Source organism: Fimbriimonadaceae bacterium (assembly GCA_023957775.1).
Classification (GTDB): domain Bacteria; phylum Armatimonadota; class Fimbriimonadia; order Fimbriimonadales; family Fimbriimonadaceae; genus JAMLGR01.
This window is the reverse complement of record JAMLGR010000006.1, coordinates 93910-118689: the sequence shown is the minus strand read 5'-3', so window position 1 is coordinate 118689 and position 24780 is coordinate 93910. Positions and strand designations below refer to the sequence as shown.

Annotated in this window: 23 protein-coding genes; 6 read left to right on the top strand and 17 right to left on the bottom strand. The window is 65.8% G+C overall.

Annotated features, from left to right (window positions below; all coding sequences use genetic code 11):
- Positions 1 to 70 precede the first annotated feature (70 nt).
- The gene (locus M9921_06885; protein MCO5296563.1) at positions 71 to 748 is read right to left on the bottom strand and encodes a peptidylprolyl isomerase; all 678 of its coding nucleotides are present in this window, start codon (positions 746 to 748) and stop codon (positions 71 to 73) included.
- Between the two features lie 65 nt (positions 749 to 813).
- On the opposite strand from M9921_06885, the gene M9921_06880 reads away from it, so the two are divergent.
- The gene (locus M9921_06880) at positions 814 to 1737 is read left to right on the top strand and encodes a hypothetical protein (protein MCO5296562.1); all 924 of its coding nucleotides are present in this window, start codon (positions 814 to 816) and stop codon (positions 1735 to 1737) included.
- Between the two features lie 153 nt (positions 1738 to 1890).
- Here M9921_06880 and M9921_06875 read toward each other — a convergent pair whose 3' ends face one another.
- Positions 1891 to 2163: an acylphosphatase gene (locus M9921_06875; GenBank protein MCO5296561.1), complete on the bottom strand. Its 273-nt coding sequence runs from the start codon at positions 2161 to 2163 to the stop codon at positions 1891 to 1893.
- Positions 2160 to 3023: a hypothetical protein gene (locus M9921_06870; protein ID MCO5296560.1), complete on the bottom strand. Its 864-nt coding sequence runs from the start codon at positions 3021 to 3023 to the stop codon at positions 2160 to 2162. Before M9921_06870 ends, M9921_06875 begins: the two co-directional genes overlap by 4 nt.
- A 62-nt stretch (positions 3024 to 3085) precedes the next feature.
- Here M9921_06870 and M9921_06865 point away from each other — a divergent pair, with 62 nt between their 5' ends.
- From M9921_06865 to M9921_06855, 3 genes are all read left to right on the top strand, one after another.
- On the top strand, positions 3086 to 4156 hold the full coding sequence (locus tag M9921_06865; GenBank protein ID MCO5296559.1) for a dipeptidase: 1071 nt from the start codon (positions 3086 to 3088) through the stop codon (positions 4154 to 4156).
- Between the two features lie 13 nt (positions 4157 to 4169).
- Positions 4170 to 4610, top strand: a complete 441-nt coding sequence (locus tag M9921_06860) for a MarR family transcriptional regulator (protein MCO5296558.1) — start codon at positions 4170 to 4172, stop codon at positions 4608 to 4610.
- 149 nt (positions 4611 to 4759) lie between these two features.
- Entirely contained in the window at positions 4760 to 5131 is a 372-nt protein-coding gene (locus M9921_06855; protein ID MCO5296557.1) for a hypothetical protein, read from the top strand.
- Positions 5132 to 5168: 37 nt separating this feature from the next.
- Here the strand turns inward: M9921_06855 and pth are convergent, their stop codons facing one another.
- The 7 genes from pth to M9921_06820 are packed head-to-tail and all read right to left on the bottom strand — an operon-like array spanning position 5169 to position 10702.
- Positions 5169 to 5753, bottom strand: coding sequence for an aminoacyl-tRNA hydrolase (gene pth, locus M9921_06850; protein ID MCO5296556.1), 585 nt, complete (start codon positions 5751 to 5753; stop codon positions 5169 to 5171).
- Positions 5753 to 6625 carry an undecaprenyl-diphosphatase UppP gene (uppP, locus tag M9921_06845; protein ID MCO5296555.1) on the bottom strand — a complete coding sequence of 291 codons (873 nt, stop codon included), beginning with the start codon at positions 6623 to 6625 and terminating at the stop codon, positions 5753 to 5755. Before uppP ends, pth begins: the two co-directional genes overlap by 1 nt.
- On the bottom strand, positions 6616 to 7749 hold the full coding sequence (gene wecB / locus M9921_06840) for a UDP-N-acetylglucosamine 2-epimerase (non-hydrolyzing) (protein MCO5296554.1): 1134 nt from the start codon (positions 7747 to 7749) through the stop codon (positions 6616 to 6618). Before wecB ends, uppP begins: the two co-directional genes overlap by 10 nt.
- Positions 7742 to 8830 carry an undecaprenyl/decaprenyl-phosphate alpha-N-acetylglucosaminyl 1-phosphate transferase gene (locus M9921_06835; protein ID MCO5296553.1) on the bottom strand — a complete coding sequence of 363 codons (1089 nt, stop codon included), beginning with the start codon at positions 8828 to 8830 and terminating at the stop codon, positions 7742 to 7744. The genes wecB and M9921_06835 overlap by 8 nt, the downstream gene beginning before the upstream one ends.
- Positions 8827 to 9300 (bottom strand): dCMP deaminase family protein, encoded by a 474-nt coding sequence (locus tag M9921_06830; GenBank protein MCO5296552.1) that lies wholly within the window; start codon positions 9298 to 9300, stop codon positions 8827 to 8829. Before M9921_06830 ends, M9921_06835 begins: the two co-directional genes overlap by 4 nt.
- Positions 9301 to 9337: 37 nt before the next feature.
- Positions 9338 to 9925, bottom strand: coding sequence for a LemA family protein (locus M9921_06825; GenBank protein MCO5296551.1), 588 nt, complete (start codon positions 9923 to 9925; stop codon positions 9338 to 9340).
- Positions 9926 to 9931: 6 nt separating this feature from the next.
- Entirely contained in the window at positions 9932 to 10702 is a 771-nt protein-coding gene (locus M9921_06820; GenBank protein MCO5296550.1) for a DUF3137 domain-containing protein, read from the bottom strand.
- Between the two features lie 69 nt (positions 10703 to 10771).
- Here M9921_06820 and M9921_06815 point away from each other — a divergent pair, with 69 nt between their 5' ends.
- Both M9921_06815 and M9921_06810 read left to right on the top strand, forming a co-directional pair.
- Positions 10772 to 12478, top strand: a complete 1707-nt coding sequence (locus M9921_06815) for a M14 family metallopeptidase (GenBank protein MCO5296549.1) — start codon at positions 10772 to 10774, stop codon at positions 12476 to 12478.
- A gap of 97 nt (positions 12479 to 12575) precedes the next feature.
- Entirely contained in the window at positions 12576 to 15173 is a 2598-nt protein-coding gene (locus M9921_06810; GenBank protein ID MCO5296548.1) for a S8 family serine peptidase, read from the top strand.
- A 58-nt stretch (positions 15174 to 15231) separates the two neighbouring features.
- Here M9921_06810 and M9921_06805 read toward each other — a convergent pair whose 3' ends face one another.
- The 7 genes from M9921_06805 to M9921_06775 all read right to left on the bottom strand — a co-directional run bounded on the left by M9921_06805 (position 15232) and on the right by M9921_06775 (position 24779).
- On the bottom strand, positions 15232 to 16314 hold the full coding sequence (locus tag M9921_06805; protein MCO5296547.1) for a hypothetical protein: 1083 nt from the start codon (positions 16312 to 16314) through the stop codon (positions 15232 to 15234).
- Positions 16315 to 16360: 46 nt separating this feature from the next.
- A complete protein-coding gene (locus tag M9921_06800; GenBank protein ID MCO5296546.1) occupies positions 16361 to 19189 on the bottom strand; it encodes a prolyl oligopeptidase family serine peptidase in 2829 nt (942 codons plus the stop codon).
- A 141-nt stretch (positions 19190 to 19330) separates the two neighbouring features.
- Positions 19331 to 19945, bottom strand: coding sequence for a sigma-70 family RNA polymerase sigma factor (locus M9921_06795; GenBank protein ID MCO5296545.1), 615 nt, complete (start codon positions 19943 to 19945; stop codon positions 19331 to 19333).
- A gap of 219 nt (positions 19946 to 20164) precedes the next feature.
- Positions 20165 to 21346 carry a sigma-54 dependent transcriptional regulator gene (locus M9921_06790; protein ID MCO5296544.1) on the bottom strand — a complete coding sequence of 394 codons (1182 nt, stop codon included), beginning with the start codon at positions 21344 to 21346 and terminating at the stop codon, positions 20165 to 20167.
- A complete protein-coding gene (locus M9921_06785) occupies positions 21343 to 22887 on the bottom strand; it encodes an ATP-binding protein (GenBank protein ID MCO5296543.1) in 1545 nt (514 codons plus the stop codon). The genes M9921_06790 and M9921_06785 overlap by 4 nt, the downstream gene beginning before the upstream one ends.
- Positions 22888 to 23078: 191 nt before the next feature.
- On the bottom strand, positions 23079 to 23489 hold the full coding sequence (locus M9921_06780; protein MCO5296542.1) for a type II secretion system protein GspG: 411 nt from the start codon (positions 23487 to 23489) through the stop codon (positions 23079 to 23081).
- 54 nt (positions 23490 to 23543) lie between these two features.
- Complete coding sequence (locus M9921_06775) at positions 23544 to 24779, bottom strand: type II secretion system F family protein (protein ID MCO5296541.1); 1236 nt, start codon at positions 24777 to 24779, stop codon at positions 23544 to 23546.
- Position 24780: the final 1 nt, after the last annotated feature.

Genomic DNA, 24780 nt, shown 5'->3' with positions numbered 1-24780 from the left:
AGACACTCACAGTGTCCCTCGAAATGGTAGAGGGTGCCAACCCCGACGAAGTTCGCGCCGGGGCGGCGGACTATTTGAGCGGCCAGGTTTCGATGCGGATCGACTCGATGATCGCCGGGTTCTCCGCCAGCGGATTGTCATTCCCGTCGCGGGGCAGGGCCACGATCTTGTCCACCACGTCCATGCCTTCGACGACGGAGCCAAAGGCGCTGTACTCGCCGTCGAGGCTCGGATACGCGGCAACCATGATGAAGAACTGGCTTCCCGCCGAATCGGGATCTCTCGAGCGCGCCATGCTGAGCACGCCGCGCACATGCTTGATGTCGTTGAACTCGGCCTTGATCGCGTAGCCCGGCCCGCCGGTCCCGTGAAGGCTCCGATCCGCCTCGCGCGAGTTGGGATCCCCGCCCTGGATCATGAAGTCGGGAATCACGCGGTGGAACTTCGTGCCGTCGTAGAACTTCTTGCGCGCCAGGTCCTTGAAGTTCTTCACGTGCCCCGGAGCCTTGTCGGGAAAGAACTGGACCACGATGCGGCCGAGGTTGGTTTGGATCACGCCCACCTCGTCGCCGTCCTTGGGTTTGGCGGCCTGCTCGTCCTGCGACGATTCATCGGGCGCGGGGGTTTGAACGGCCGGCGCCGTCGCTTCGGGACTCTTTTCGAGGGTGGTCGCGGTCCCCGCCCCCTCCTCGCAACCGACGACGAGCATGCCCAACGCAACGGCAAGGGCCACGGAAATCTTTCGCATACACCCATTATCCTTGACGGGGGGTGCAACTTGATCGGCCGTTGCCGTACTCTAATGCGACGACTATGAACAAAACCGTGCCCTTCGTTCTCGCGGCGGCCCTTCTGGCCATTGCCGCCTTCACTCCTCAAGGTGGGTCTGGCGCCTTGGCGGCGAACAACGCCGCGCTGGCCAAGGCCCCGGCGCTTCGCCTCGTCCTTTCGGTCCAGCCGATTCCTGGAGTTGCCAGCGAGCACAAACTGGTCCTCGCGAAGCCTTCCACGGCCCGATGGGAGGCCCCTGGCACCCAAACCGCCACCGACGGCAAGACACTCTGGACGGTCGACACCGCCAAGAACGAGTACACGGAGGAGCCCGCCCCCGAAGGCGAGACCGCCAAGCTGATGTCCAACGATCTTCTCTGGGCGTGGGGCGGCTTCTTCGGGGGCGATCCCTTCAAAGGCGCCACCAACGTCCAGACGGGGGCGAAGCGCACGATCAAAGGGATCGCCGTCACGGAAATCACCTTCACCACCGCGGCCCCGGATTCGCGGCCGGTGACCGCGTACCTCGACGCCAAAACGGGATTGGTGCGCGGCTTCTCGATCAAGACCGCCGGTTCCGAGACCCTGGTGATCGCCACGCAGCTCGAGGTTCTGTCCTCTGCGGACGCCGTCGGGGCCTTCACGCCTCCCGCGGGCGCCACCAAGGTGGAAAAGCCCGCCGCGAGCGCGCTCACCTTCGCGGACGTTTCGCCGATCCTGACCAAGCGATGCCTGCCCTGTCACAGCGCGCAGTCTCGTGCCGGCCGGGTGGACGTGACGAACTACCAGGCGCTGGTGGCATCGGGCCGCGGCCGCAACATCGTCCCCGGCAAGCCCGACGAGAGCCGACTCGTTCTCTTGATTCGCGGCACAATGCAGCCCCGGATGCCCCAGGGCGGACCGCCCATGCCCGACGACGAGGTCCAGAAGATCGCCGACTGGATCGCCGGCGGCGCGAAAGAGTAGGCGTTCGCGAGCCCGGTGCTGCGACGGGACTGAACCTCATCCAGCGGTTGTCTGCTCGAGAGTTGGACGACCGCTGGTTCTACCGTTACGCCGGCCACCTGGAACACGAGGACCAGGGGATGATGCGCGCGATTTGAGATCCGCGCCTGACGTCTACCGCGTGGCCCCGATGACGAATCCGTTGGCTGGGTCCGCGTCCACAGGTCGCGAAACGACGCGGTCCACTCGGCCGGGACCCCGCGCCAGCTTCCGTTCGAGAGCGGCAAGGACCGACGGATCGCCGTGGACCGCCAGCAGCTCCACCGCCCCGTCGATCGTGTTCCAAACCTCGCCGGCGATCCCAAGAACCGCAGCCTCCCGGACCACGAAGGCCCGAAAGCCCACGCCTTGCACCCTGCCTTCGACGCGAATTCGTGCCGCCGTCACGCGGCGGACACCGGCTGTGGTCGGACCGAGGCCTGCTCGGCGACCAAGGCTGGGACGGGAGTGCCCACGTGCGCGCGGATGTTCCGCCCCTTGAACACGCCTCCGATCCTGCTGCCGACGCGTCCGGCGAGGTTGGCCAGCTCGATCGCCGCACCGATGGTCGGCAACGCGGCGCCGTTCACCAGGGCCGCCGCGCTTCCGCCCTGCCGAACCTGGGCAAGCAGGTTGTCCGCCCTTTCCAGCTCCCCCCTTTGCAGCAGGCGGCTCGTGGAGTCGAGGTTGAGATCGCGGGCGACGTCCTGAAGCGTCCGGCGAATCTCGGGATCGGACAGGTCGAGGCTCTTCCCTTCCTCCAGGTTCTGCGAGAGCCGCTCGAGGATGGGTTGGGCCGTGTCGTTCGACCACACCTTCTCCAGGTCGACCTCTCCCCCGATCTTCCCCGTGTTATCGCGCGTGAAGGCGTACGCCGCCTCGGCGTCGTCGATCTCGGCGCACAAGACGATCTCCGACCCGTCGACGCCCCACGTGCGCTCGAGACGCAGGGCGAGCCGCGCCGGGGTGTTCGCGAGCGCGGACAGCGCGCCCGCACTCCGGGACAGGGTCACGGTCCCGCTGGCTGGGGCCCCTCGCCGAATTAAAACCGTGCCGTCCGGCGCCTTCACGTCCTCGGCGACCATCAGCGGAACGACCGTGCCCACCGCCGTTCCCCCAGAATCGAGCTTTTGGAGCAGGATGAGGGACACCGGGGTTCCCGCTGCGAGCGCGACGGGCTTCGGAGCCGGTGGAGACACCTTGGCGGGTTGGCCGCAGCCGACCAACGCGGCGGCAACGGCCAGCAAGGCGATGTTTGTCGCTTTCACGCCCTTTCTAACGCGCGAACGGGCCCATTCGTGTCTGTGGTGAAATCTGCCAATCTGTCCCCGTGCTCGTCTTCGATGGCCACAACGACACCCTGCTCAAGCTGTTCCATCCGGATCGGGCGACGGGACGCTCCTTCTTCGAACGTTCGGAGGAGGGGCACCTCGACCTCCCGCGCGCCGTGGAGGGGGGCTTGTTCGGCGGGCTGTTCGCCATCTTCGCCCCGAATCCCGAGTTCACGTACGGTCCGACCGGCAACGTGCCGCTGATACGGACGGCCGATGGATACGAGGTTCCGCTCGAAGGTCCCTACCCTTTCGAAAGGGCGGACGCCTTCACCCGCGGAATCGCGGAACAGATGTTCGCCCTGGAAGCGGGCTCCGCCGGACGCGTCGTCGTCGCCCGCGATGCGGCGACTCTGGAGGCGTGCCGCGCGGACGGGCGCTTTGCGGTCGTGTTGCACTTCGAGGGCGCCGAGGCCATCGCGCCCGACCTCTCCAACCTCGAAGGGTGGGTTCGGCGGGGATTGCGCTCTTTGGGACTGGTGTGGAGCCGGAAGAACGCTTTTGCGGAGGGCGTTCCCTTTCGGTTTCCCTCCTCGCCGGACACGGGCCCGGGCCTCACGCCCGCCGGCCGCGAACTCGTGGCCGCGTGCAACCGGCTGGGCGTGATGATCGACCTCGCGCACCTCAACGAGAGGGGTTTTTGGGACGTTGCCTCCCTTTCGAGGGCGCCGCTGGTCTCCACCCATACGGCCGTGCACGCCCTCGCCCCCCGCTCGCGCAACCTCACGGACGCGCAGATCGATGCGATCGGCGCTTCCGGAGGCGTGATGGGCGTGATCTTCGCAAACTACGACCTCGACCCCGAGGGGCGGCTCGACGCGGACGTTCCCTTGGAGCTGCTGGTGCGGCACATGGCCTACGTTGCCGAGCGCATCGGCGTGGAGCACGTCGCCTTCGGCTCGGATTTCGACGGGACCCAGCTCCCTTCGGCCATCCGAGACGCGTCCGGGCTTCCGAAGATTGTCGGGGCCCTGCGCGCCCACGGCTTCGGCGAGAGCGATCTCGCCAAGATCGCCCATGGGAACTGGATGCGCGTGCTCGGGCAGACTTGGGCGCCGCTCACTCATTAGGTATCCTAACCATATGGAAGGCGAACGGTCTTTGCAGGGGTCGCTCTCGGCCCGGGCCTCCGTGCTCTCCGAGCTCGTCTCCGCGCAGCTCGATCCGGTGCTCGAGGCCAACGGCCTGAACTACGGCACGTTCGAGCTTCTCAGCGCGGCGCACGCGGCCGACGGGAAGGCGAGCCAGGCGGAGCTGGCTAGGCGGCTGGGAATCACCCCACCCTCCTTGTGCGAGGCGGTGAAGGGCGCGATGGCCAAAGGTCTCGTCGAGCAGCGCGCGAACAAGCGCGATCGCCGGGAGAACCGGATCCAACTGACGCGAAAGGGCGGCGCGGCCCTCCGCAAGGTCCTGTCGGCGCTCAGCGCGACCGAAGAGCGGATGACCCGAGGGATCTCGACCGAGCAGCTCGACATCGCGGTGCGGGTGCTGGGCGATGCGGCGCACAACCTCGCCAACGATTAGCATGGGGAATTGGGGAAAAACCGGAGTTGGGGCTTCGGAGGGAGTTGGACTATCCTCGGCTAAGGATTGCGAGGGCCTCCCCAAGGTGTGGAAAACCGGCTCCGAATCGGGCTTGCGATCCGTCCCTTTAGGCAAGGTGGTCCACCTCTGTGATTAGAATCGTCGGCGTCCAGCGAAGCGAATCTGCGGAACGGGAATTCGTTCTGCTCCAAAACCAGGGTTCGCTCCGTGCCGCCCTCAGGGGCCACATGCTGGTCGCGGACGAGGCCTTGCGGACCGGAGACGTCCTGCGCGGCTCGCATCTGTTCACCGACGACGTCCTCGTGCCCGCGGGCATGTACGTGATCCTGATTTCGGGAGCGGGTACGCCGCGCTGGGGAAAGACGCGGGACGGCGCCCACGTCTACCACGTCTACATGAACCAGACCCGGCCCCTGTGGAGCCGGTGCGACCTGCCCCTGCACCTGCTGCACACCCAACACTCGTACAGCGAGCGCACCGAAGGCCTTTTGATGCGCTAAGAGCCCGATCGGGTGCAACCGGGTGCCACAGGACGGTCTACGTCAGGTCGCGGCGCCCCTCGAGTCCGTCCGCCAGCAACTCCTCGACCGCGTCCGCGCAAGCCGCGATCGCCTTGTCGATCTCGGCGCGCTCTTCCGGCTCGAACCGGCTCAACACGTGCTCGATCGTCGCGTCTCCCGGGCGACCGATCCCGATTCGGAGCCGAGGGTACTCCTGGGTCCCGAGCATCTGGATCAGCGACTTGTGGCCGTTGTGCCCCCCCGAACCGCCCCGGGGCCGGTACCGCACCTGACCCACGGGCAAATCAAGATCGTCGGCGACCACCGCGATCCGATCGACCGGGACCCCCAGTTGTCGCGCCAGCGGCGCGACCGACTGACCGCTCAGATTCATGAACGTCAGGGGTTTCACCAACCCCACGGCCACTCCCCGAATGCGCCCGATCCCGACCAGCGCCCGATTCCGACCCCTGTCCAACTTGATCCGGTGCCGCCGGCCCAGCTCCTCGACCACCTCGAAGCCCACGTTGTGACGCGTGCGCGCGTACTCCGCCCCCGGATTCCCCAACCCAACGATCAGCCATTCGGGCTGGATCGCCTCCTTGGGCTTGCGGCGGAACATCACGGTTGGTGCCCGGTGGCGACGACCGCCCCCTCCGCCGGCGGCAACCCGGTATCGGGACGAAGCGTCCCCGAGGAAAGCAGTGCCAGGATCGCGACTCCGAGAGCCACCCGGTACAGGACGAACGGCCACAACCCGCGCGTCTGCAGGTATCGCAAGAGGAACGCGATGGACGCGTACCCCACCACGAACGACACCGCCGTGGCCACGGCCACGGCCATCCACTGGCCCCCAAGCGCTCCCGCGTGCTCTTTCAAGCTGAACACACCCGCGGCGAAGACGCTGGGAACGCTCAGCAAAAACGAGAATCGGGCCGCCGCGGCGCGGTCGAAACCGCCCAGCAGGGCGCCCGTGATCGTGCTCCCGCTGCGGCTTGCACCCGGGATCAACGCGATGCACTGCCAAAGGCCCACCCACACGCCGTCGCGCACCGTGGCCTCGTGCTCGCCCCTCGTGCCTGCCGCCACCCGATCGGCAACGCCCAACAGAAGCCCCATCCCGATCAAGGACCAGGCGATGATCTCAAGCGACCGCAACTCGTTCTCGATCGAGGACTTGAACAACACGCCGAGGATCACGATCGGAATCGTGCCCCAGAAGATCGCCCAACCGAGCCGGCCCTCGGGCGTCTTGCGCAGCGAAGCGTCCCCCAGACTGCGGCCCCAGGCCCCGAGCGCGGAGGCCAACTCGCTTCGGAAGTACACAAGCACCGCACCCAACGTGCCGAGCTGGATCACCGCCGTGAAGGACGCCCCCGGATCGGACCAACCCAACAGAGCGGGCAGAATCCGTAAATGCGCCGTACTGGATATAGGCAGGAATTCCGTCAGCCCCTGGACAATTCCGAGCACGATCGCTTCGATCAACCCCACATCGGCACCTCGTTGGCCCCCAGGCCCAGGCGCCGAAGGATCACCGACGCGATTCTCCGCGCCGCCATGCCATCCCCGTAGGGGCTGACGGCATGCGCCATCCGCCGGTACGCCGTCTCATCGCCCAGAAGGGCCAAGGCTTCGCGCTCGATCGTCGCCCGATCGGTCCCGACGAGCTTGGCCGTGCCGGCATCGACCCCCTCGGGACGCTCGGTGGTCTCCCGAAGCACCAGCACCGGGACCCCGAACGCCGGCGCCTCCTCTTGAACCCCTCCCGAATCGGTGAGGATCAGGGTCGCGCGCTGCATGAGTTTCACGAACCTCGGATACTCCGGCGGGTCGATCAGCTGGATCCGCGCGTGGCCGCCCAACTCGGCCTCCAGCACCTCGCGCACGCGCGGGTTCCGGTGCATGGGGACGATCAGGAGCGTGTCGGGCGTTTGGTCCACCACGGTGCGGACGGCGCGGGCGATCTCGCGCTGAGGTTCGCCCCAGTTCTCCCGGCGATGCGTCGTTAGAACGAGCACGCGGCCGGCGTGATCGGGCGCCCACTCCTGGGGAAGCCGCGGCGCGATGGCCTGCACCGCGTCGATGCCCGTGTTGCCGGTCACGAAAAGGTCGCATTCGGCCTTGCCCTCGCGGCGCAGATTGTCGGCGGCCCAGTGCGTGGGTGGGAAGTGGAGCGAGGCCACCAGACCGGCGGCGCGACGGTTGAACTCCTCCGGGAAGGGGTTGTCGATGCGGTCCGTGCGCAGCCCCGCCTCGACGTGCGCGGAGGGGATGCCTCGGTAGAACGCGGCGAGGAACGCGCAGAACGTGGTCGTCGTATCCCCCTGCCCCACGACCATCTGGGGTTCCAGGCGTTCCAAAAGCCCATCCAGCCCGGCCAACGCCCGTGCCGTCACCTCCGCCAACGTCTGTCCATGCTGCATGATCGCGAGATCGTGATCGGGCGCAAGGTCGAAGGCACCCAACGCCTGCTCCAACATCTCCCGGTGCTGGCCCGTGGACACGAGAAGCGTCTCCACCTCGTCCCGATGCTCCCTCAGCGCCAGGACCACCGGCGCCATCTTGATCGCCTCGGGACGGGTTCCGACGACGCACGCCACGACCGGCTTAGCCATACAGTCGCACCACCACGAGCAGCACGCCGCACAGGGTCAGCGCCACGAGATAGAGCACCCACACGGCTTGGCGCTGGGTCAACCCCCGCTCCAGCAGTTGGTGGTGCAAGTGGCGCTTGTCCGCCTGAGTGATCGGCTGTCGGCTCGCCAGGCGTCGAATCACGACGTTTACAGCGTCCACGATCGGCACTCCGAACACCAGGACGGGAACGAGCAGCGCCAGGGCGGCGGCCGTCTTCATCACACCGACGATGCTCAGGCATGCGAGCAGGAATCCAAGCAGTTGGGCCCCGCCGGTGCCCATGAAGATCTTCGCGGGATTGTAGTTGTGCTTGAGAAAGCCGATCGCGGCCCCCGCGAGCGCGGCGGCGATAATCGCGATCCGCGGCAAATCCTGCCAAAGCGCTCGCCCGAGTTCCGCGGCCCGCTGCGGATTCGAGTCCAGCACGAAGTAGGTGGCGATGACGGACAACGTGCCGCCCGCAATCGCGGCGATCCCCGCGGCGAGGCCGTCGATGCCGTCGATCGTGTCCATCGTCTTGGTCACCACGAACAGGTAGATCGCCGTGATCGGCACGGCCGCCCACCCGAAATCGATCCAACCGCCTTCCGCGGCGAGCGGATTGCCCATGCCGGGGATCTGAACGCGCCCCGCATCGCCAAACCAGTACTGGACACACACTCCGATGGTGAGAAGGAACAAGGCCTGCACCGAGGCCCGAAACTGGTAGAGGTCGTCGAGCGCTCCCATCACCACGATCAGGAGGCTGGCCACGAGCATCGCCTGCAGATACCGTGGAAACGGATTGAGAGGGAACGCGAACGGCAAAACCACCGCCAACGCGGCGGCGATTCCCACGAAGATCGCCAGACCTCCCCACCGTGGCGTGGGTTCGGTGTGCACCCGTCGGTCGTCGGACTTGGGGTCGTCGATCACGCCCTTTCGAATCGCCAACGACCGAACAAACGGGGTCAGGAAGTAGGTGACCGTGAGGGCGATGGCACCGGTCATGAGGGGCGCGCGAAAGCCGGCGAGCGGCTTGGCGTGCTCCTGCGCGACCCAATCGAGAAGATCCATCATTCTCCGAGGTCAAGACGTTCCAAACGGTCGCCGCGATAGAGGAAAACGTCGAGCCCCGCGTCCCGGAACAGCTCCTTGGAAAACTCGTCCGGGTACTCCCCCTCGTAAATGACGGTTTGGATGCCCGCGTTGATGATCATCTTCGCGCACGCGTTGCAGGGCTGGCACGTCACGTACATCGTCGCCCCTTCGCACGCGACGCCGATCATCGCGGCCTGCAGGAGGGCGTTCTGCTCCGCGTGCAGGGAACGAATGCAGTGGCCCGCGCGCATGCACCCGACCGGCCAGTCGTGCTCGGGTCCCTCCGGGGGGCAGTGCGGCAAGCCGCGCGGGGCCCCGTTGTAGCCCGTGGCAAGGATGCGGCGGTCCCTGACGATCAGGGCTCCCACCTGGCGTCTCGGGCAGGTCGCGCGTTCCGACGCGAGGTGGGCAAACCGCATGAAGTAGGTATCCCAACTCGGGCGCTCCATGGTTGGTGATTATGACCGCTTCGCGATGGGACGAACCTCAACGGGGGCCGGGCGCCACGGTCGGCGCAAGTCGCACGTGAAGCTCTTCGATTTCGAAGAACTCGGCAGGCCGCAGGCCCATCGACGAGCCGACCATCGCCGACGGGAACGACTCGAGCAGGAGGTTGAAGTCGCGCACGTTCGCGTTGAAGAACCGACGCGCCGCCGCGATCCGGTCCTCGGTGTTCGTCAATTCGTTCTGCAGCGCCAGGTAGTGGACGCTTGCCTTCAGCTCCGGGTACGCCTCGACGCGCACGAGGAGTTGGTTGAGCGCCCGAACCAACTCGGATTCGGTTTGCGCCTGGTGCCCGACGCTTCCCACATCGGCGACGGCCTGCTCTCGGGCCTTGGCGACGGCCTCGAACACCTGCTGCTCGTGGGCCGCGTAACCCTTGACCGTCTCCACCAGGTTCGGGATCAGATCGTAGCGCCGCTTAAGGAGCACGTCGATGTTGGACCAGCTCTCGCGCATCATGTTTTGAAGGCGGACGAACCGGTTGCGGGTCACGATGTACCAGAGCAGCGGTGTGACGAGGGCGAAGAACCCGACGGCAAGCAATGGGCTCAGAGAAGTGGGGGCATTCATCGTGCGCTATCCAGAATACGCGGAACGGGCACGCAGGTCCTGGTCCAGGTACGGAGGAAGCAGCTTGAGGAAGTCCTCGACGTCCGAGATCACCCGGAACAACTCCTCCGCCGAGTAGCTGCCGCTCTGCATCAGCACGACGCGGGAACCCTTGATTTGCCAATGGCGGGGTGGCAGGCCCATCAGGAACTCCATGGCCTGGGGGTGCAGGATCCCGTACGCCTCCTGGGCGTCGGGAGACGTCACGAAGTAGCGGCGGTTGAACGCCTCCATTTCGAATTGGATGTCCTTCCATCCCACGATCGAAGCCACCCGGTCGAGCACGCTCTCCGGCCGGATCTGCAGTCCGGCGAACACCATCGGCACCGTGGCGGCCGCGATTCCGAAATGGTGCGTGCTCCGGCTCTTGCCCGATCCGGTCGAGTACTGGTAGTCGAAGCACTGCCAATCCAACTCCGCCCGCCGGCCAGACAGCAGATTCGAAGCGCGCCGGGAGTCGCCGCGGCCGAACGGGTCGAATCCGTCCAACCGGGCAATGATCGAGGCGCGAGCGGTCCCGCCTCCGCCAAAGAGCCCCATCAGACACCCGAACGGATCCCCGCCGTCGACCACGCCGGGAATGAAATCGAGTCCGAGCAGCCGCGCGACTTCGGCGAGACGCTCCTGGCGAAGCCTCTGCAAATGGTTGGCGAACAGCAGGATCGCCACGACGACAAGGACACCGGCCCCGACGACCGCCGCAGGTCCCAAGCTCTCCAGGAGTCCCCCGTCATCCACTCAGGAACCTACGTGGGCGGTGAGGCCGCGTTGCACTCGAGCCGATCGGCCGCTAGGTAATCTGCCGCCATGCCCGGGATCGCCTTCAACCGCTACTACCGTTACGACGAACTCACCGCACTCCTGAGAGGCTACGCGGAGGAGTATCCCGAGCTCGTGGAGCTGGAGTCGATCGGACGCTCGCACGAGGGCAAGGAGATCTGGCTCGTCACGCTGACCCAGCGCGAATCCGGACCGGCCGCCGACAAACCCGCGTTCTGGTGCGACGGCAACATCCACGCTTCCGAAGTGAGCGCCTCCACGGCTGTGCTCTATCTGATCCACCACCTGTGCACGGGCTATGGGTCCGACCCCGAAGTGACGCGCGCCCTCGACTCGCGGGCGTTCTATCTCGTGCCAAGACTGAACCCGGACGGCGCGGACTGGAGCTTGGAGTCGCCGCCAAGGGTCGTGCGCAGCGGAACCCGGCACTACCCGTACGACGAGGAGGACCTCTACGGGCTCGAACGCAAGGACCTCGACGGAGACGGCCGCATCCTCAATCTTCGCGTCAAAGACACGAACGGCGCGTGGAAGGTGTGCGAGCAGGAGCCCCGGCTGCTGGTCCGCCGCCAACCCGGCGACGTTGGCGGGACCTACTACCGCGTCATGCCCGAGGGCCTTCTGCACAACTACGACGAAATGACCCTTCGGGCGCGGAGGATCCCCCAAGGGCTCGACTTCAACCGCAACTTCCCCATCGCCTGGCGCGGCGAGCACGAACAGCACGGCGCGGGGCCGTTCCCCACCAGCGAGCCCGAGATCCGGGCTGCGGTCGCGGCCATCTGCGATCGACCCAACATCTGTGGGGCCGTCACGTTCCATACGTTCAGCGGAGTCCACCTTCGCCCCCCGAGCCGCAAGCCCGACGACGAGCTGCCCGCCGAGGACATCTGGACGTTCGACAAGATCGGCGCCGTTGGCACCGAGATGACCGGGTACCCGGCGATCAGCAACTTCCACGAGTTCAAGTACCACCCGAAGGAGGTGATCTCCGGCGTATTCGACGACTGGATGTACGAACATCGGGGCGTGTACTCGTGGACCACCGAGATCTGGTCGCCCCAGCGCCAGGCCGGCATCACGGACTACAAGTACATCGATTGGTTCCGCGAGCATCCGGTGGAAGACGACCTCAAGCTCCTGAAGTGGTCCGACGAGAAATTGGGCGGCCGGGGCCACGTCGATTGGCAACCCTTCCACCACCCGCAGCTCGGAGAGGTCGAGATCGGCGGGTGGGACAGCCACTACGCGTTCCGCAACCCGCCGCCAGAGTTCCTCGAGGCCGAAGTGGCGCCATTCTCCAAATGGGTGGTTTGGCAAGCCCTCGCCTCTCCGAAGCTCGAGTTGCGGGAGCTGCGCCTCGACCCGCTCGAGGGGGGCGTCACCCGCATCCGCTTCGCGGTCCAAAACACCGGTTGGCTTCCGACCAACGTCACGAAGTGGGCCGCCGAGAAGAAGCTGGTCCGCGGCGTGGTGGGAGAGATTCGGCGCACGAACGAGGAGGAGGGGGGCGCGGGCGCCCACGCTCCGGAGTGGCTCGCCGCCGGAAAGCTCCGTGAAGAGGGCGGCCAGCTCGTGGGTTGGAATCACGTGACGGCAGGGGGTTTCGGGTGGCAGATGAGCGGAACCGACGACGTCCACATCTTCGAATGGGTCGTGCGCGGCCCCGGGACTTTCGAGCTGATCGCACGGCACGAACGGGCCGGAACCGTACGGACCACCGTCCAGATCTAACCGTCGGCGACTTGCCTCCCCGTCCGTTTTGACGCACAATGGGAGAGTGTTGCGGTAGCAGCACGCGTTTGCGTTCATCTATCTGGAGAGGTGTTTCATGTTGAATCTTGTCTTCGCCGCTGCCATCGGGCTCGGCGGCACCGCTGGCGGCGGCCTCGTCGTCCAGCGCTCGGGCGACCTGACGTCGCTCGCTTTTGAAAAGGGAGAATCCTTCCACCAGACGAGGGCGAAGGTGGCCGATGGACGGGCCATCGACGTGGCCGGCACACAGCTCCGCCTCGCCACGTGGCAAGAACGCTCCCGCGCCGGCACGAAGACCTTCTACGCCATCGCGCCGAACGGCCGCGACGTCAGGCGCGTTGCTGAGGCGCTGAACACGCTCAAGCTGCGCTACGAGGAGTTCGACCCGCTCCAGACGATCCCCACGGTCTCCCCCGAACTCGCGGCCACCGAGCACAACGAGCAGTACATCGTGCAGTTTCAGACCCAGCCGCTACCCGAATACCGCGACGCGATCGCCCGGGCGGGCGGTGTGGTGACCTACTACTTGCCGTACGACGCCTACCTCGTGCGGATGGACTCCCACGCCCGAGGCGCGGTCTCGCAACTGCCCTACGTGCGGTGGGTGGGCCCCTACCAGCCCGCCTACCGGCTGGACCCCGATCTTCGGAAGCAAATGGAGAAGGGCAAGCTCCCGACCCAGCGCTACAACGTCCAGGTCTATCACTACGGCCTCGAGGAGAAGCAGACCGCCGCCCAGTGGATTGAAGCGATCGGCGGCAAGATCGACGAGTTGGGCGAGCCCGGATACGTCTTCCAGGCGACGCTGACACCGGGCCAGTTGCGCGCCGCGCTCCTCATGAACGAGGTGTTTTGGATCGACAAGTGGGTCCCGATGGAAATGGACATGAACATCGCCCGCGACTTCGGCGGGGCGAACTACATCGAGGGCGTGGCCGGCTACACGGGCCAAGGCGTCCGCGCCCAGGTGCGCGACGGCGGGCTTCGGACCACGCACGTCGCATTCCAAAGTCCCCCCACGATCATTCGTTCCAACACGACCAACACCAGCCACGGGTCCAGCACTTACGGCATCGTGTTCGGAGACGGCACGGCGAACCCGCTCGGTCGCGGCATGATGCCGGACGCCCAGGGGATCTTCCTGGCGGGCCTCACGACAGGCTCCACACGTTACAACGAGACCGCCGCCCTGCTCCAGGCGCCGTATTTCGCCGTGTTCGAATCGAACTCGACCGGCGGTACGCGAACGCGGGCCTACACGACCGACTCGTTCGGGATGGACGACATCCTGTTCCGCATGAACATCACGATCCTGCAGTCCCAGAGCAACGCGGGCAACCAAGACTCCCGGCCGCAGGCGTGGGCGAAGAACATCGTCTCGATCGGCGGCATCAAGCACCTCAACACGCTGACCCGCGCCGACGACCGTTGGACGGCGGGCGGAAGCATCGGCCCCGCGGCCGACGGCCGCATCAAGCCCGACCTGGCGCACTTCTACGACTCCGTGCTGTGCACCACCAACACGAACGATACGGCCTACACGTCGAGCTTCGGCGGGACGAGCGCCGCAACGCCGATCACGGCGGGTCACTTCGGACTCTTCTATCAGATGTGGGCCGACGGGGTGTTCGGGCAGACCGTCACCGGGACGACCGTGTTCGACGCGCGCCCGATGAACATGACTGCCAAGGCGGTCATGATCAACACCGCCACGCAGTGGACGTTCAGCGGAGCCAGCGCGGACCTCACTCGCACGCACCAGGGCTGGGGCGCCGCAGACCTGAAGGCTGCGTACGATCAGCGCAACGACATGTTCATCGTGGACGAGACCGATGTGCTGACCAACCTCCAGTCCAAGACCTATCGCCTCTACGTGGCCTCCGGAACGCCGGAGTTCAAGGCAACCATGGTCTACTCGGATCCCCCCGGCACGACCAGCTCGACGCTCCACCGCATCAACGACCTGACGCTCAAGGTCACCGCGCCCAACGGCACCGTCTATTGGGGGAACAACGGGCTGCTGGCCAACAACTACTCCACCCCGGGCGGCGTCGCGAACACCGTCGATACGGTGGAGAACGTGTTTGTGGCGAGCCCCCAAGCGGGCGTCTGGACCATCGAGGTGAGCGGTGACGCCATCGTGCAGGATGCGCGTCTGGAAACGGCCGGTGTGGTCGATGCCGACTACGCGCTGGCGGTCAGCGGCGTGCGGCACAGCGTCCTGGTGAGTTCGCTGCAGGCGGACGTCGGCACGCCCCAAGGCGGCGTCCTCGCCGACCTGCACACGAGCAACAACCACGCGATGGGCTGGGGCCAGTCCGCCCAGTACGACTCCATCGTGCCCCACGGGCGCGTGACGTTCCGGGGAACGGCCCCGACGTCGACGCTCTCCCAGTTGACCTTCCGCGTCGAAGCGAAGGCCAACGCGACCGGAACCTCGATGGACACGTACCTCTACAACTGGACGACGAACCGCTACGAGCTGGTCGATTCGGCGACGCTCGGCGGCACGGACCAGGTGCGGACCGTCACGGTGACGTCGAATCCGAGCGCCTACGTCAACCCCGCGACCCTTCAAATGGCTGCTCGGCTTGACATGTATCGCCGCGTGGCCGCGAACGAGGTCGCCTGGCGCGTCTCCACGGACCAGGTGCGCTGGTTCGTCCACCCCTAGGGCCCCGAAAGGGTCCCAGAAGGTAGCCCGGGGTCTCGCCGAAAGCAGACCCCGGGCCCTAATTCACAATCGTGAACCGCCCGTCCGGCGCCACGAACAGAGCGCTGCGGTGCCCACTCGAGTCGAAGGCGCCCGAGGAGCCGTCGGGAAGGTCGCGCCAATGCACGCGGCCGTCCGCTTCCCAAATGCCCAGCAGGGAGCCGTCCGCTCCACGCGCGACCGAGGGGTACTTCGAGGGCCCGTCGGCAAGCTGCTTGCGGGGAAGGAAGGTCTCCCCGGCACGTTCGGCCCAGTACGTGCGCCCGTCGCTCATCCACGCGGCCACCGGACGTCCGACGCTCTCGAAGTAGCGCGGCCCGTCCATCGGACACGTCTTGAGGGACCAGTTGTCCTCGGACACGCGCAGCGCGGAAAACTCGCGCCGATCCGTTGGCCGTTCCAGAAGCCACACGTCTCGGATGTTCCCTTCTCCCGATCGGTAGAGCACCTTGAGGGTGCCGTCCTCCGTGAACTGGGCGTCCATCGTGCAGCAGGCGCACGCGCGTCTCGCTCTCGCCGCCACCGCGGAGACGCGCCCGCCGGCAGACCTTGGTTCGACGATCGAGTAGGCCTCCAGCTTCGTGTTCGGGCCGAACGTGTTGCCGCCGTCCGTGCTCTCGACGTAGTAGATGAGGCTGGTCGCGGGACTGCGCGGGTCCTCTCCGCCCCGACCGTCCAGCCAAAGCACCACGACCCGTTTCCCCATTGCCGCGACGGTGACCATGTCCACACCGACGCTGCCCTGAAGGAGATCGCGTTGAGATTCGAATCCCTTGCCGCCGTTCGCGCTGCGCGCGTACCACACGTGCGCTCCGCCCTCTTGGGGGCCCTGCCACGCGACGTGCAGGGCGTTGGTGCCCGCGGCGATCTGGGGTCCCCGTTCCCCTCCCGCGACCGCGGACCCCCGGGTGGAGTTCACGCGGACGGGCGGCGTCAGCGTCTGGTCGCCGAACTTGATTTCGGCGACGTAGGCGTCCGAACGGTCCCCGTAGGCCACCCACGCGCGCGAACCTTGAACCGCCACATCCGGAACGATGCCGCCGACGGGCAATCGGACCAGAAGGGGCGACGCGGAAACGGCCAACAGACAAGCGCTAAGCATCACAAGGGTTCAGACGTCCCGGCGCCGCCCAGCGCGTCGCCCGACCCTATCCGCCCCCCTTCTTCTCGATCAACCCAAGCCCGAGGTCCTTGCCCTTGTTGACCGCTGGAACCCCGTCCACCAGCCAAACCGGGGGCGCCGCGTCCTTGAGATAGAAGTCGAAGAACTGCTGCATCCGGATCGACCAATCCTTCCGGTTCTGGCGCTTGCCGAGCCCGTGGTCTTCCCCGTTGTAGTTCAGCATCCAAACGGGCTTTCCAAGCCTCCTCAGCGCGGTGAAGTACTCGATGCCCTGATACCAGGGAACGGCTCCGTCCGCATCGTTGTGGATGAGCAGCAAAGGCGTCTCCACTTTGTCGGCCCAGAAGATCGGCGAGTTCTCGAGGTACTGCAGCGGCCGCTCCCAGAGCGAACCTCCGATGCGGCTCTGCGTCTTCTCGTACTGGAACTGGCGGACCATGCCGCTTCCCCACCGAATCCCACCGTAGGCACTCGTCATGTTCGACACGACCGCGCCACCGATCGCACACCGAAACAGGTTCGTGCGCGTGATGAGGAAGGCCGTCTGGTACCCACCCCAACTGTGTCCGCAGAGGGCCATGTGCGCCGTGTCCACGTAGCCGCGCGAGGCCACGCTCTGGACGGCCGGAAGGATCGCGTGCAGAGCGCTCTCGCCCGGATAGCCGACCTTGTAGGGAATGTCGGGCATGAGCACCAAGTAGCCGCGGCTGGCATAGAACGAGGGGTTCACGCTCGCCCCCGAACTGGGGCTGGGCGCGTAGTAACGATGGAGCCCGTCGGAAAGCCGCTCGTAGAAGTAGACCAGCATCGGATACTTCTTCCCGGGGTCGAAGTCGGCGGGCTTCACGAGGATTCCTTGCAGCGGAACCCCGTCGATCGACGTGTACTGCACCAGCTCTGCGTCGCCCCACGCGTACTCCGCCTGCTGCGGATTCACATCGCTCATCCGTTTGCGGTGCTCAAAGTTCCCGTTGGAGACCCAGAGATCGGGAAAGTCGCGGAAGGTCTCCTGCGTGAAGAGCAACACGTCCGCATCCTCCGCCTTCGACGGATTGCCGAAGCGGCGGTCTTCCATCACCAGCTTCTGCGGAGAGTCCGTTCCGGCAAGGGAATCGCGATAGAATCCCGCCGCCTTGGTGTCCGCGTTGAACGCGTTCAGCAGAAGCGACGCCTTCGGATCGAGCGGGCCGCGGTCGCGATCGAGGGAAACCACCCGCAGCCGAAGGTTCCAGCGTCTGCCGAAGCCCTCGGTGACGCATCGCGGCGCCGCGACGCCCGTGGGGTCGCAGAGCCAAAGGTCGAAGGCGTCGTAGATGAGGGTGCCCTGGTCGCCCTTGAGCCATCCCGCGTTGCCGTAGGCGTTCGGGCGATCGGGCGTATCGTGCTCCTCGTCGTGCACGGCGTAGGGGATCCCCGCGCTGAGCACGACGATCTTCCCGGTGGCGACGTCCATCGCGTAGTACGCCAACGTCGCCTGGTCGAACCACGAGACGAAGCGGCACTCGGGGGAGAGCGTGGCCTGTCCGTCGAGCTGCTCGAGGATTCGCCGGCGCGAACCGTCGGACACGTTCACCAGGACCACGTCCACATAGGTGGTGTCCCAAGAGGTCAACTGGCGATAGGGGAGGTTCGAGGTTCCCAGCGCCCAAGCGCCATCCCCTTTCCCACCGACCGTCACGTTGGGAAGGTCCTCGGTCTCCAACTGGACCAGCTTTCCCGTCTCGAGGTCCGCCATGGCGGTGTACGTCCGGTTTCGCTCCGCCGCCGCCCGAAGAAGCTGCATGGGCTGCAGCTCCGGATCGCGCCAGTTCCAGATGTCCACGACCACCTTCTCATCGGCCGCGGGCGCGTCCTCCTTCTTCTCGGGCTCCGGCTTGGGAGCCACGGGGAAGAACACCCTCTTCCCGCTGTCTGAGAAGCTGAGACTGCCTCGCGTCTGGAGGATCCACCCTTCCGGAAGACCCGCGGACCCTTCCGCCGCAAGCCGCTTCGGCTGCGAACCCCGCTTCCACACGTAGAGCGCGTACCGTGCGGGGTCCGCCTTGTAATCGTCACGGTCCGTCACAAACGCCAGCGTTTGGGAGTCGTCGTGCCACGTGAGTTGCCGGTAGTTCGCCATCCCGTCGGCCACCGTGGTCTTTGCGCCATCTTCGAGGTTCATGGCGAAGAGCCCGTCCCCTTCTCCCGTCTTCGTGGAGACGGCGTAGAGGAGGGTCTTCCCGTCCTTGGAGAACACCGAGTCTCCGACATCGGCGAATTTGGTTTCGGTCCCGGAGGCCACGTTGCGGACAATCAGCTCGGAACCGACCGGGTGGTCCTTCTTCTTCTGCGGCTTCTCGCTCTTCTCCGGTTCCTTGGGCTCGGGCTTGGCCGCCTCGGGCTCCACCTGGTAGGCGATCCAGCCGGAGTCTTCCGAAGGGACGCGCAACGACTTCAGCCGCTCGATCCGCGTCAGTTCCCCGGTGGCCAGATTGAAGATGCCGAGCGCGTTCTTCGGCATCTCCGCGGGCTTCTTCTTCTCCTTCTTGGCCTGGTCGACCTCGGCCTTTGGCGGCACGATCGTCGTGAGCACGAACCGCGAATCGTGGGTAAACCGCGGGGCGGTCCCACGATCGATCTTATGGACGGTGTCGCCCGAGACCGATTTGATCAGCAGCACGCCGTCGCCTTCCTGAGGTGCCTCCGCGTACACCAGCCACTTGCCGTCGCGGCTCAGCTCGGAGCCGCGTATCGAACGCCACGTGTCGTAGACGTCGTGGTCGATCGGCTTCTTGGTCCCTTGCGTCCCAAGGGCCAGCGTGGCAAGAAGGAGCGCCGCGAGAAGCGGCGACAGGCGGCGGTAGCGAATCCCCATGGTATCTCCCCCCCGAGCCCCCGGCGTCGAGGTTCGACAAGGCTACCATGGGGCCGCAGCCAAGGACCCCCCAAAGGGGTTCACAGAAGGTAGCCCGGGGTCTAGCGCAGCGAGCCCCCGGGGCCCCCAACGCGGTACCGCCTAACCCATGTGGACGGCCGCGAACCCGGAAACGCTCGGCGAGCGATCCCGCTGCAGCTTCTCCAACCGTTGGCGCATCAGCTTGTGCGTTCGATGCAGACGGGAGCGGATGGTGCCCACGGGTTTGCCCATCATCTCGGCGATGTCCTTGTAGGGCAGACCTTCCACGTCCGCAAGGATCACGAGCAGGCGCTGTTCCGGCGTGAGCGATTTTAACGTTTTTTGGAGATTTTCACCCAAAGAGTTGTTGAGAAGGTGGTCCTCGGGGTTCGGTTTGTCGTCCGGCATCTCGAAGTAGAGGTTGTCCTCCACCCCGTCGCGCTGGAGCGGCGAATCGTACGAGACGGCCTTAATCCTTCGGCGACGGCTCCTGAGCAGGTCCAAGAATAAGCGTGTGACGATGCGGAAGATCCAGTTCTCGAACGGGCGGTCGCCCTCGTAGTCTCCAAAACTGCGATAGGCCCGGTAGTACGCCTCCTGCGTGAGATCTTCGGCATCCGACCGGTTGCCGGCCAGGCGGTACGCCATGTTGAACACCTTCCGATAGGTGCCCTCCATGAGCCGGTTGAACCGGATCTGTTCGCGGGGATCGAGTGTGACTGCGTTGCTAGACATCGTTTTGCGCCTTCCTAGCGCCCTTCCTTTCCCAGGTCGCACGATTGCGTGCCTCGATAGTAAAGACACCTCTCGGTCCGTTGGAGTTCCTGAGAATCCCACCGGCTCCCCGGGGACCCGGGTCCTTTCGGGAAGTGCCAGGTTAGAGAGACAACGCAAGGGCCGAAGGATTCAGGCCGTCGCACGCCCGTCGAGCGGGCGTGGCACCCTCGCCGGGGCCTAGGCCGCTTCGCGGATGGTGGGCGGCAGGAGCGCTGGGGAGAGCGAGGTCTCGCCTTTGGCGGACAGCACGACGGCGCGCTCCATCGTGTTCTCCAACTCCCTCACATTGCCGGGCCACGCGTACCGGCGCAGCGCCGCAAGGGCCGCATCGCCGATCGCCAGCGTCGCCCGACCGTTCTCGGCCGCGTATTTGGCCAAGAAGTGTTCGGCAAGGGGCCGGATGTCGTCGGTGCGCTCCCGCAACGGCGGGATGTGGACCTCGACGACCTGCAGCCGATAGAGCAGATCGAGCCGGAACGTTCCCTGTTCGACCGCCTCGCGAAGGTCGCGGTTGGTCGCGGTGATCAAGCGTACGTCGACCTTCGTGGGCTTGCGCGCGCCCAGGCGCTCGAACTCGCGCTCCTGCAGCACGCGAAGCAGCTTCACTTGAATCGACGGGGGAATCTCGCCGACCTCGTCGAGGAACAACGTGCCCTCGTGCGCCATCTCGAAGCGGCCCGGCTTTGCACCCTGGGCCCCCGTAAAGGCGCCCTTCTCGTAGCCGAACAACTCGCTCTCGAGCAACGTTTCGGGCAAAGCCGCGCACGAAACGGGAACGTACGGCTGGTGCGCACGCCCGGAGGCCTCGTGCAGCAGCCGCGCCACGACCTCCTTTCCGACACCGCTCTCGCCGGTGATCAACACCGTGGCTCGCGAGTCGGCGACCTGCTCGGCCGTTTGAACGACGTCGCGCATGGCGGAAGACTCGGCGATCAACTGGAACGAGCGCTTCTTCGGCCGGCGCGCGGCAGACTTCGCGCCTGCTTCGGGCTGCCAGTCCAGCGCGGACTGGACGACGCGCTTCAACGCGTCGAGGTCGAACGGCTTGGTCACGTACTCGAACGCGCCGTCCCGGATCGCCTGAACGGCCTGGGGAATCGTGCCGAAAGCGGTCATGATCACGACTGGAAGCGCAGGGGTTCGTCCGCGGATTTCGCGCAGAAGCTCGTAGCCGTTCATGCCCGGCATCGTCACGTCGGTGAGCACGCACCCAAACTCGTGTTCGCCGAGCAGTTCGAGGGCCTGGGCGCCATCCTCCGCCACGATCGGCTGGAATCCCGCCTTGTCGAACGAGACCTCGAGGATGCGCCGAATGTTCGGCTCATCGTCTACGATCAGAATCTTGACCCTTTCCTTCATGCAATCTTCCTTGGGACCAAGCTGACGCGAAACGTCGTGCCGACACCCATTCTCGAGTCGACCTCGATCGACCCGCCGTGCGCGTCCACGATCTTCCGCACGTTGCTCAAGCCCAATCCTATCCCCGCCGGCTTCGTCGTGAAGAAGGGCGCAAACACCCGCTCCCGAACCTCCTCCGGCATGCCGCAACCGTCGTCGCGAACCTCGAACCCGTTCTCGTTGACCACCAGCTCGACCGTGCACCCTGGCTTGCACGCTTGAAGGGCGTTGAGCGCCAGGTTCCTGCAAATCTGCTCCAGCCGAACCGGGTCTCCCTTTATCATCGGTCCGTGGTCGGGGATCTGCACCTCCAGGCGCACCTGCCTTGCTTCGAAATCCGACGCGTGGAGCGAGGCGATCTTGCGCACGATGTCCGAGAGCGTCACCTGCTCGACCCGCAAACTCAGGGGTCGGGCGAACTCGAGGAACTGGTCGCAAAGCGTGTTGAGCTTCACAGCCTCCTCTTCGATGATCTGAGCGAACTCCTCGGCCGACTCGGGGTTCTTTCCCAAAAACTGGGCGGCGCTGCGAATGCCGGTCAGCGGATTGCGGATCTCGTGCGCGATCGCCGCGGTCATCTGACCGATTTCCGCGAGGCGCTTGGTCTGCTCCAACTCGCGTTGCGTCCGCTCGAACTCGGTCACCTCGTGGATCGCCAGCGTCGCCCCGCCGTCCGGCATCGGCGTGGCCGTGAGGGACCACGCGCGGTCCGTACCCGGATCGTGCGCGCGGCGACGCGTCGCCACGCCTTCCAAGGCGCCCGTGACGACCTCCTCGAACGGATCGGCCAGCGAGGGTCGCACCGTCTCGAGCAAATCGAACCACTGGCTGCCGTCCTTCGGGCTCGAACCGAGCCACGAAACGGCCTCGGGATTGCACTCGGTCACCTCGCCGTAGCGGTTGAGGACGATGACGCCGACCACCAGCCGCTCGATGACCGCCCCCAGCCTTTCGTGCAGCGCGCGCGCCTGCATCGTCGCCTGGTTCATGCGGGCGAAGAGGCGGGCGTTGCTGACTCCCAGCGCGAGGTGGCGTGCGAAGCTCTTGGCCTGCCGCAGGTCGTCCAGATCGAAATCGGGCATCCCCTTGTTGCGCGAGAGGTTCACCACGCCGATGCACCCGCTTTCGGGGGTCATCAACGGTACGACCATCGAGCTGCCGATGTCCGTTCGCGCCATGACCTTCCCTTCCAGCCGCGCGTTCTCCCGAGGGTCCGAAACGAGCAGCGGTTCGCCCGATTCGATGCTCGCCCCGGCGATCCCCAATCCGGGAACGACTTTGGCATCGGCCGGAAAGCGGGCCCCGCGCCCCCGCCTGGCGGCCAACACGAACACCCCCGACTCCTGCCGGAGGAAGATGGACGCGCCGGTGGCCTCGAACCAGTGGGCGCAGCGATCCAACAACGTGCGCATGTAGCCGTCCAGCCCCCCGGACTCGGAAGCCCAGGAAACGTCGAACAGACTCCAAACATCGCGTTCGGACAGATCTTCGCGTGCACGCATGCCTTATGGGAATTATCGGCAGACCTGCGCGCGGGCCAAGGGTACATTGCGCGCCAAGGGCCGGTTTCGAAGGCTTTGGAAAGAGAAAGGGCGAGGATCGCTTCGCAATCCCCGCCCCGTTGTCGAGTCACCCGGTATTTCGTTTTCGGAACCACCACGCGACCCAACCGGGGCGTGTGCGTACCGACGGGTTACCAGGTCGTGTAGCCGGCCGTCGCGGATGTGACCTTTCCGACCGAGCCTGCGGTCACACTGTACTTCCAAGCCGTGCCGAACGGATCGTTCGCGGCGACGGCGTCGATGTACGGTCCCTTCCAGTCGGCGGCCGTGATGTTCTGCGACGTGCCGGAGGAATCCTTGCCCTGGGCGGGCGCCGACGTCGCTTCCAGATCGCTCAACTGGAGCGGGTAGTACCCCGTGTCCGCGCGGAACAGCTCGATCGCGTTGCGATACAGCTTGAGGTCAGACCGAAGCGCCGCTTCTTTGCTGCTCTTGCTGGACTGCGAGAACTTGGGCACGACCACCGCCGCCAAGATGGCGATGATGATGATGACGATCAAGAGTTCCACCAAGGTGAAACCCTTCCGATTACGAATCTTCATGAGCTTTTCCATTACACACACGCTCCGACAATGATTGTCGGCAACTTTCTTCCATTACTTGAGATTCTCGACCACCGAATAAATAGGGGTAATGATCGAGAGGGTGATGAAACCCACCATCACGCCCATCACCACGATCATCAGAGGCTCCACGATGGCCACCAGGGCTTTCAATCGAGCGTCCACATCCTCTTCCATGTGCTTCGTCGTGTTGAGCATCAGGGGCGCGAGGCGACCCGTCCGTTCGCCCACCGCGGCCATCTGGATCAGCATGTTGGGGAACACCTTCGTCTGCGCGAGCGCCTCGGAGAACGTGCTTCCCTGCTCCACGCTCGTGCGGGCTTCCATGAGGGCCCTCTCCACAATCGGGTTTCCCGCCACCTTCGATCCGTGCTCGAGGGCGGCCATGAGGTTCACGTTCCCCGTCAGCAGCGTTGCGATCGACTGGAACGCCCTCGAGTAGGCGAGCCGCTTCAACAGCTCGCCCAACATCGGCACGCGAATCGCGACGCGGGACGCGACCACGCGCGCGCCGGGCAAGCCCAGCAGCAACTTGATGCCAACGAGCGTCCCCACGATCAACCCCACGGTGAGCAGCGGATTGCCCCGCACGAAGTTACCGGTTCCGAGCAGGATTTTGGTGGAGAGCGGCAGGCCGCCCTTCATCTTCTCGAACATCGTGGCGAACTTCGGCATGACGAAGACGATGAGCACCGTAAGGGTCAGGAAGGCCACGGACGACAACACGATGGGATAGAGCATCGCGTTGACGACCTTCTTGCGAAGGTCCGCCGAGCGCTCGACGTACGCCGATGCGCTGGCAAGCGCCTGGTCCAGCCGTCCGCCCTCTTCAGCGACGCGCACCATGTCGGACACGAGCGTGGGAAACATCCACGGCACGCTCTTCATGCCCTGGGAGAGCCCCCGGCCGCCCACGATTTCCGATCGCAGGTGCTCGAGACCCGCTTTGATCGCCGGGGTTTTCGCACCCTCGATCACCGCGTCCAGCGCCTCCACAAAGGGCACGCCCGTCTCCGACATCACGGCAAGGTCGTGCAAGAGGATCGCGAGGTCCGCATCGGAGATCTTTCGGCGCCCGCGCGGCACCTTCTGGACGCCCTCGGAGACCTCGGCCTTTTGAGAGCGGCGCATCCCCGCGGGCACGATGGCGATGATCGTGACCATCTGCGACGACAGCCGGCGCTCCGCGTCCTCGATCGTCGCGCCTTGGATTTCCCCCTCGACCTTCTGTCCGGTGCCGTCGACGCCCTTGTACTTGAATGCCTGCATG

What these genes read in the sequence shown, in the direction of transcription:
- M9921_06790 (MCO5296544.1), bottom strand. Translation starts at nt 21,346, where the DNA reads ATGAAGGAAAGGGTCAAGATTCTGATCGTAGACGATGAGCCGAACATT.
- wecB (MCO5296554.1), bottom strand. Translation starts at nt 7,749, where the DNA reads ATGGCTAAGCCGGTCGTGGCGTGCGTCGTCGGAACCCGTCCCGAGGCG.
- M9921_06825 (MCO5296551.1), bottom strand. Translation starts at nt 9,925, where the DNA reads ATGAATGCCCCCACTTCTCTGAGCCCATTGCTTGCCGTCGGGTTCTTC.
- M9921_06810 (MCO5296548.1), top strand. Translation starts at nt 12,576, where the DNA reads ATGTTGAATCTTGTCTTCGCCGCTGCCATCGGGCTCGGCGGCACCGCT.
- M9921_06835 (MCO5296553.1), bottom strand. Translation starts at nt 8,830, where the DNA reads ATGATGGATCTTCTCGATTGGGTCGCGCAGGAGCACGCCAAGCCGCTC.
- M9921_06785 (MCO5296543.1), bottom strand. Translation starts at nt 22,887, where the DNA reads ATGCGTGCACGCGAAGATCTGTCCGAACGCGATGTTTGGAGTCTGTTC.
- M9921_06815 (MCO5296549.1), top strand. Translation starts at nt 10,772, where the DNA reads ATGCCCGGGATCGCCTTCAACCGCTACTACCGTTACGACGAACTCACC.
- M9921_06775 (MCO5296541.1), bottom strand. Translation starts at nt 24,779, where the DNA reads ATGCAGGCATTCAAGTACAAGGGCGTCGACGGCACCGGACAGAAGGTC.
- M9921_06880 (MCO5296562.1), top strand. Translation starts at nt 814, where the DNA reads ATGAACAAAACCGTGCCCTTCGTTCTCGCGGCGGCCCTTCTGGCCATT.
- M9921_06780 (MCO5296542.1), bottom strand. Translation starts at nt 23,489, where the DNA reads ATGAAGATTCGTAATCGGAAGGGTTTCACCTTGGTGGAACTCTTGATC.
- M9921_06860 (MCO5296558.1), top strand. Translation starts at nt 4,170, where the DNA reads ATGGAAGGCGAACGGTCTTTGCAGGGGTCGCTCTCGGCCCGGGCCTCC.
- M9921_06885 (MCO5296563.1), bottom strand. Translation starts at nt 748, where the DNA reads ATGCGAAAGATTTCCGTGGCCCTTGCCGTTGCGTTGGGCATGCTCGTC.
- M9921_06800 (MCO5296546.1), bottom strand. Translation starts at nt 19,189, where the DNA reads ATGGGGATTCGCTACCGCCGCCTGTCGCCGCTTCTCGCGGCGCTCCTT.
- M9921_06805 (MCO5296547.1), bottom strand. Translation starts at nt 16,314, where the DNA reads ATGCTTAGCGCTTGTCTGTTGGCCGTTTCCGCGTCGCCCCTTCTGGTC.
- pth (MCO5296556.1), bottom strand. Translation starts at nt 5,753, where the DNA reads ATGTTCCGCCGCAAGCCCAAGGAGGCGATCCAGCCCGAATGGCTGATC.
- M9921_06830 (MCO5296552.1), bottom strand. Translation starts at nt 9,300, where the DNA reads ATGGAGCGCCCGAGTTGGGATACCTACTTCATGCGGTTTGCCCACCTC.
- M9921_06795 (MCO5296545.1), bottom strand. Translation starts at nt 19,945, where the DNA reads ATGTCTAGCAACGCAGTCACACTCGATCCCCGCGAACAGATCCGGTTC.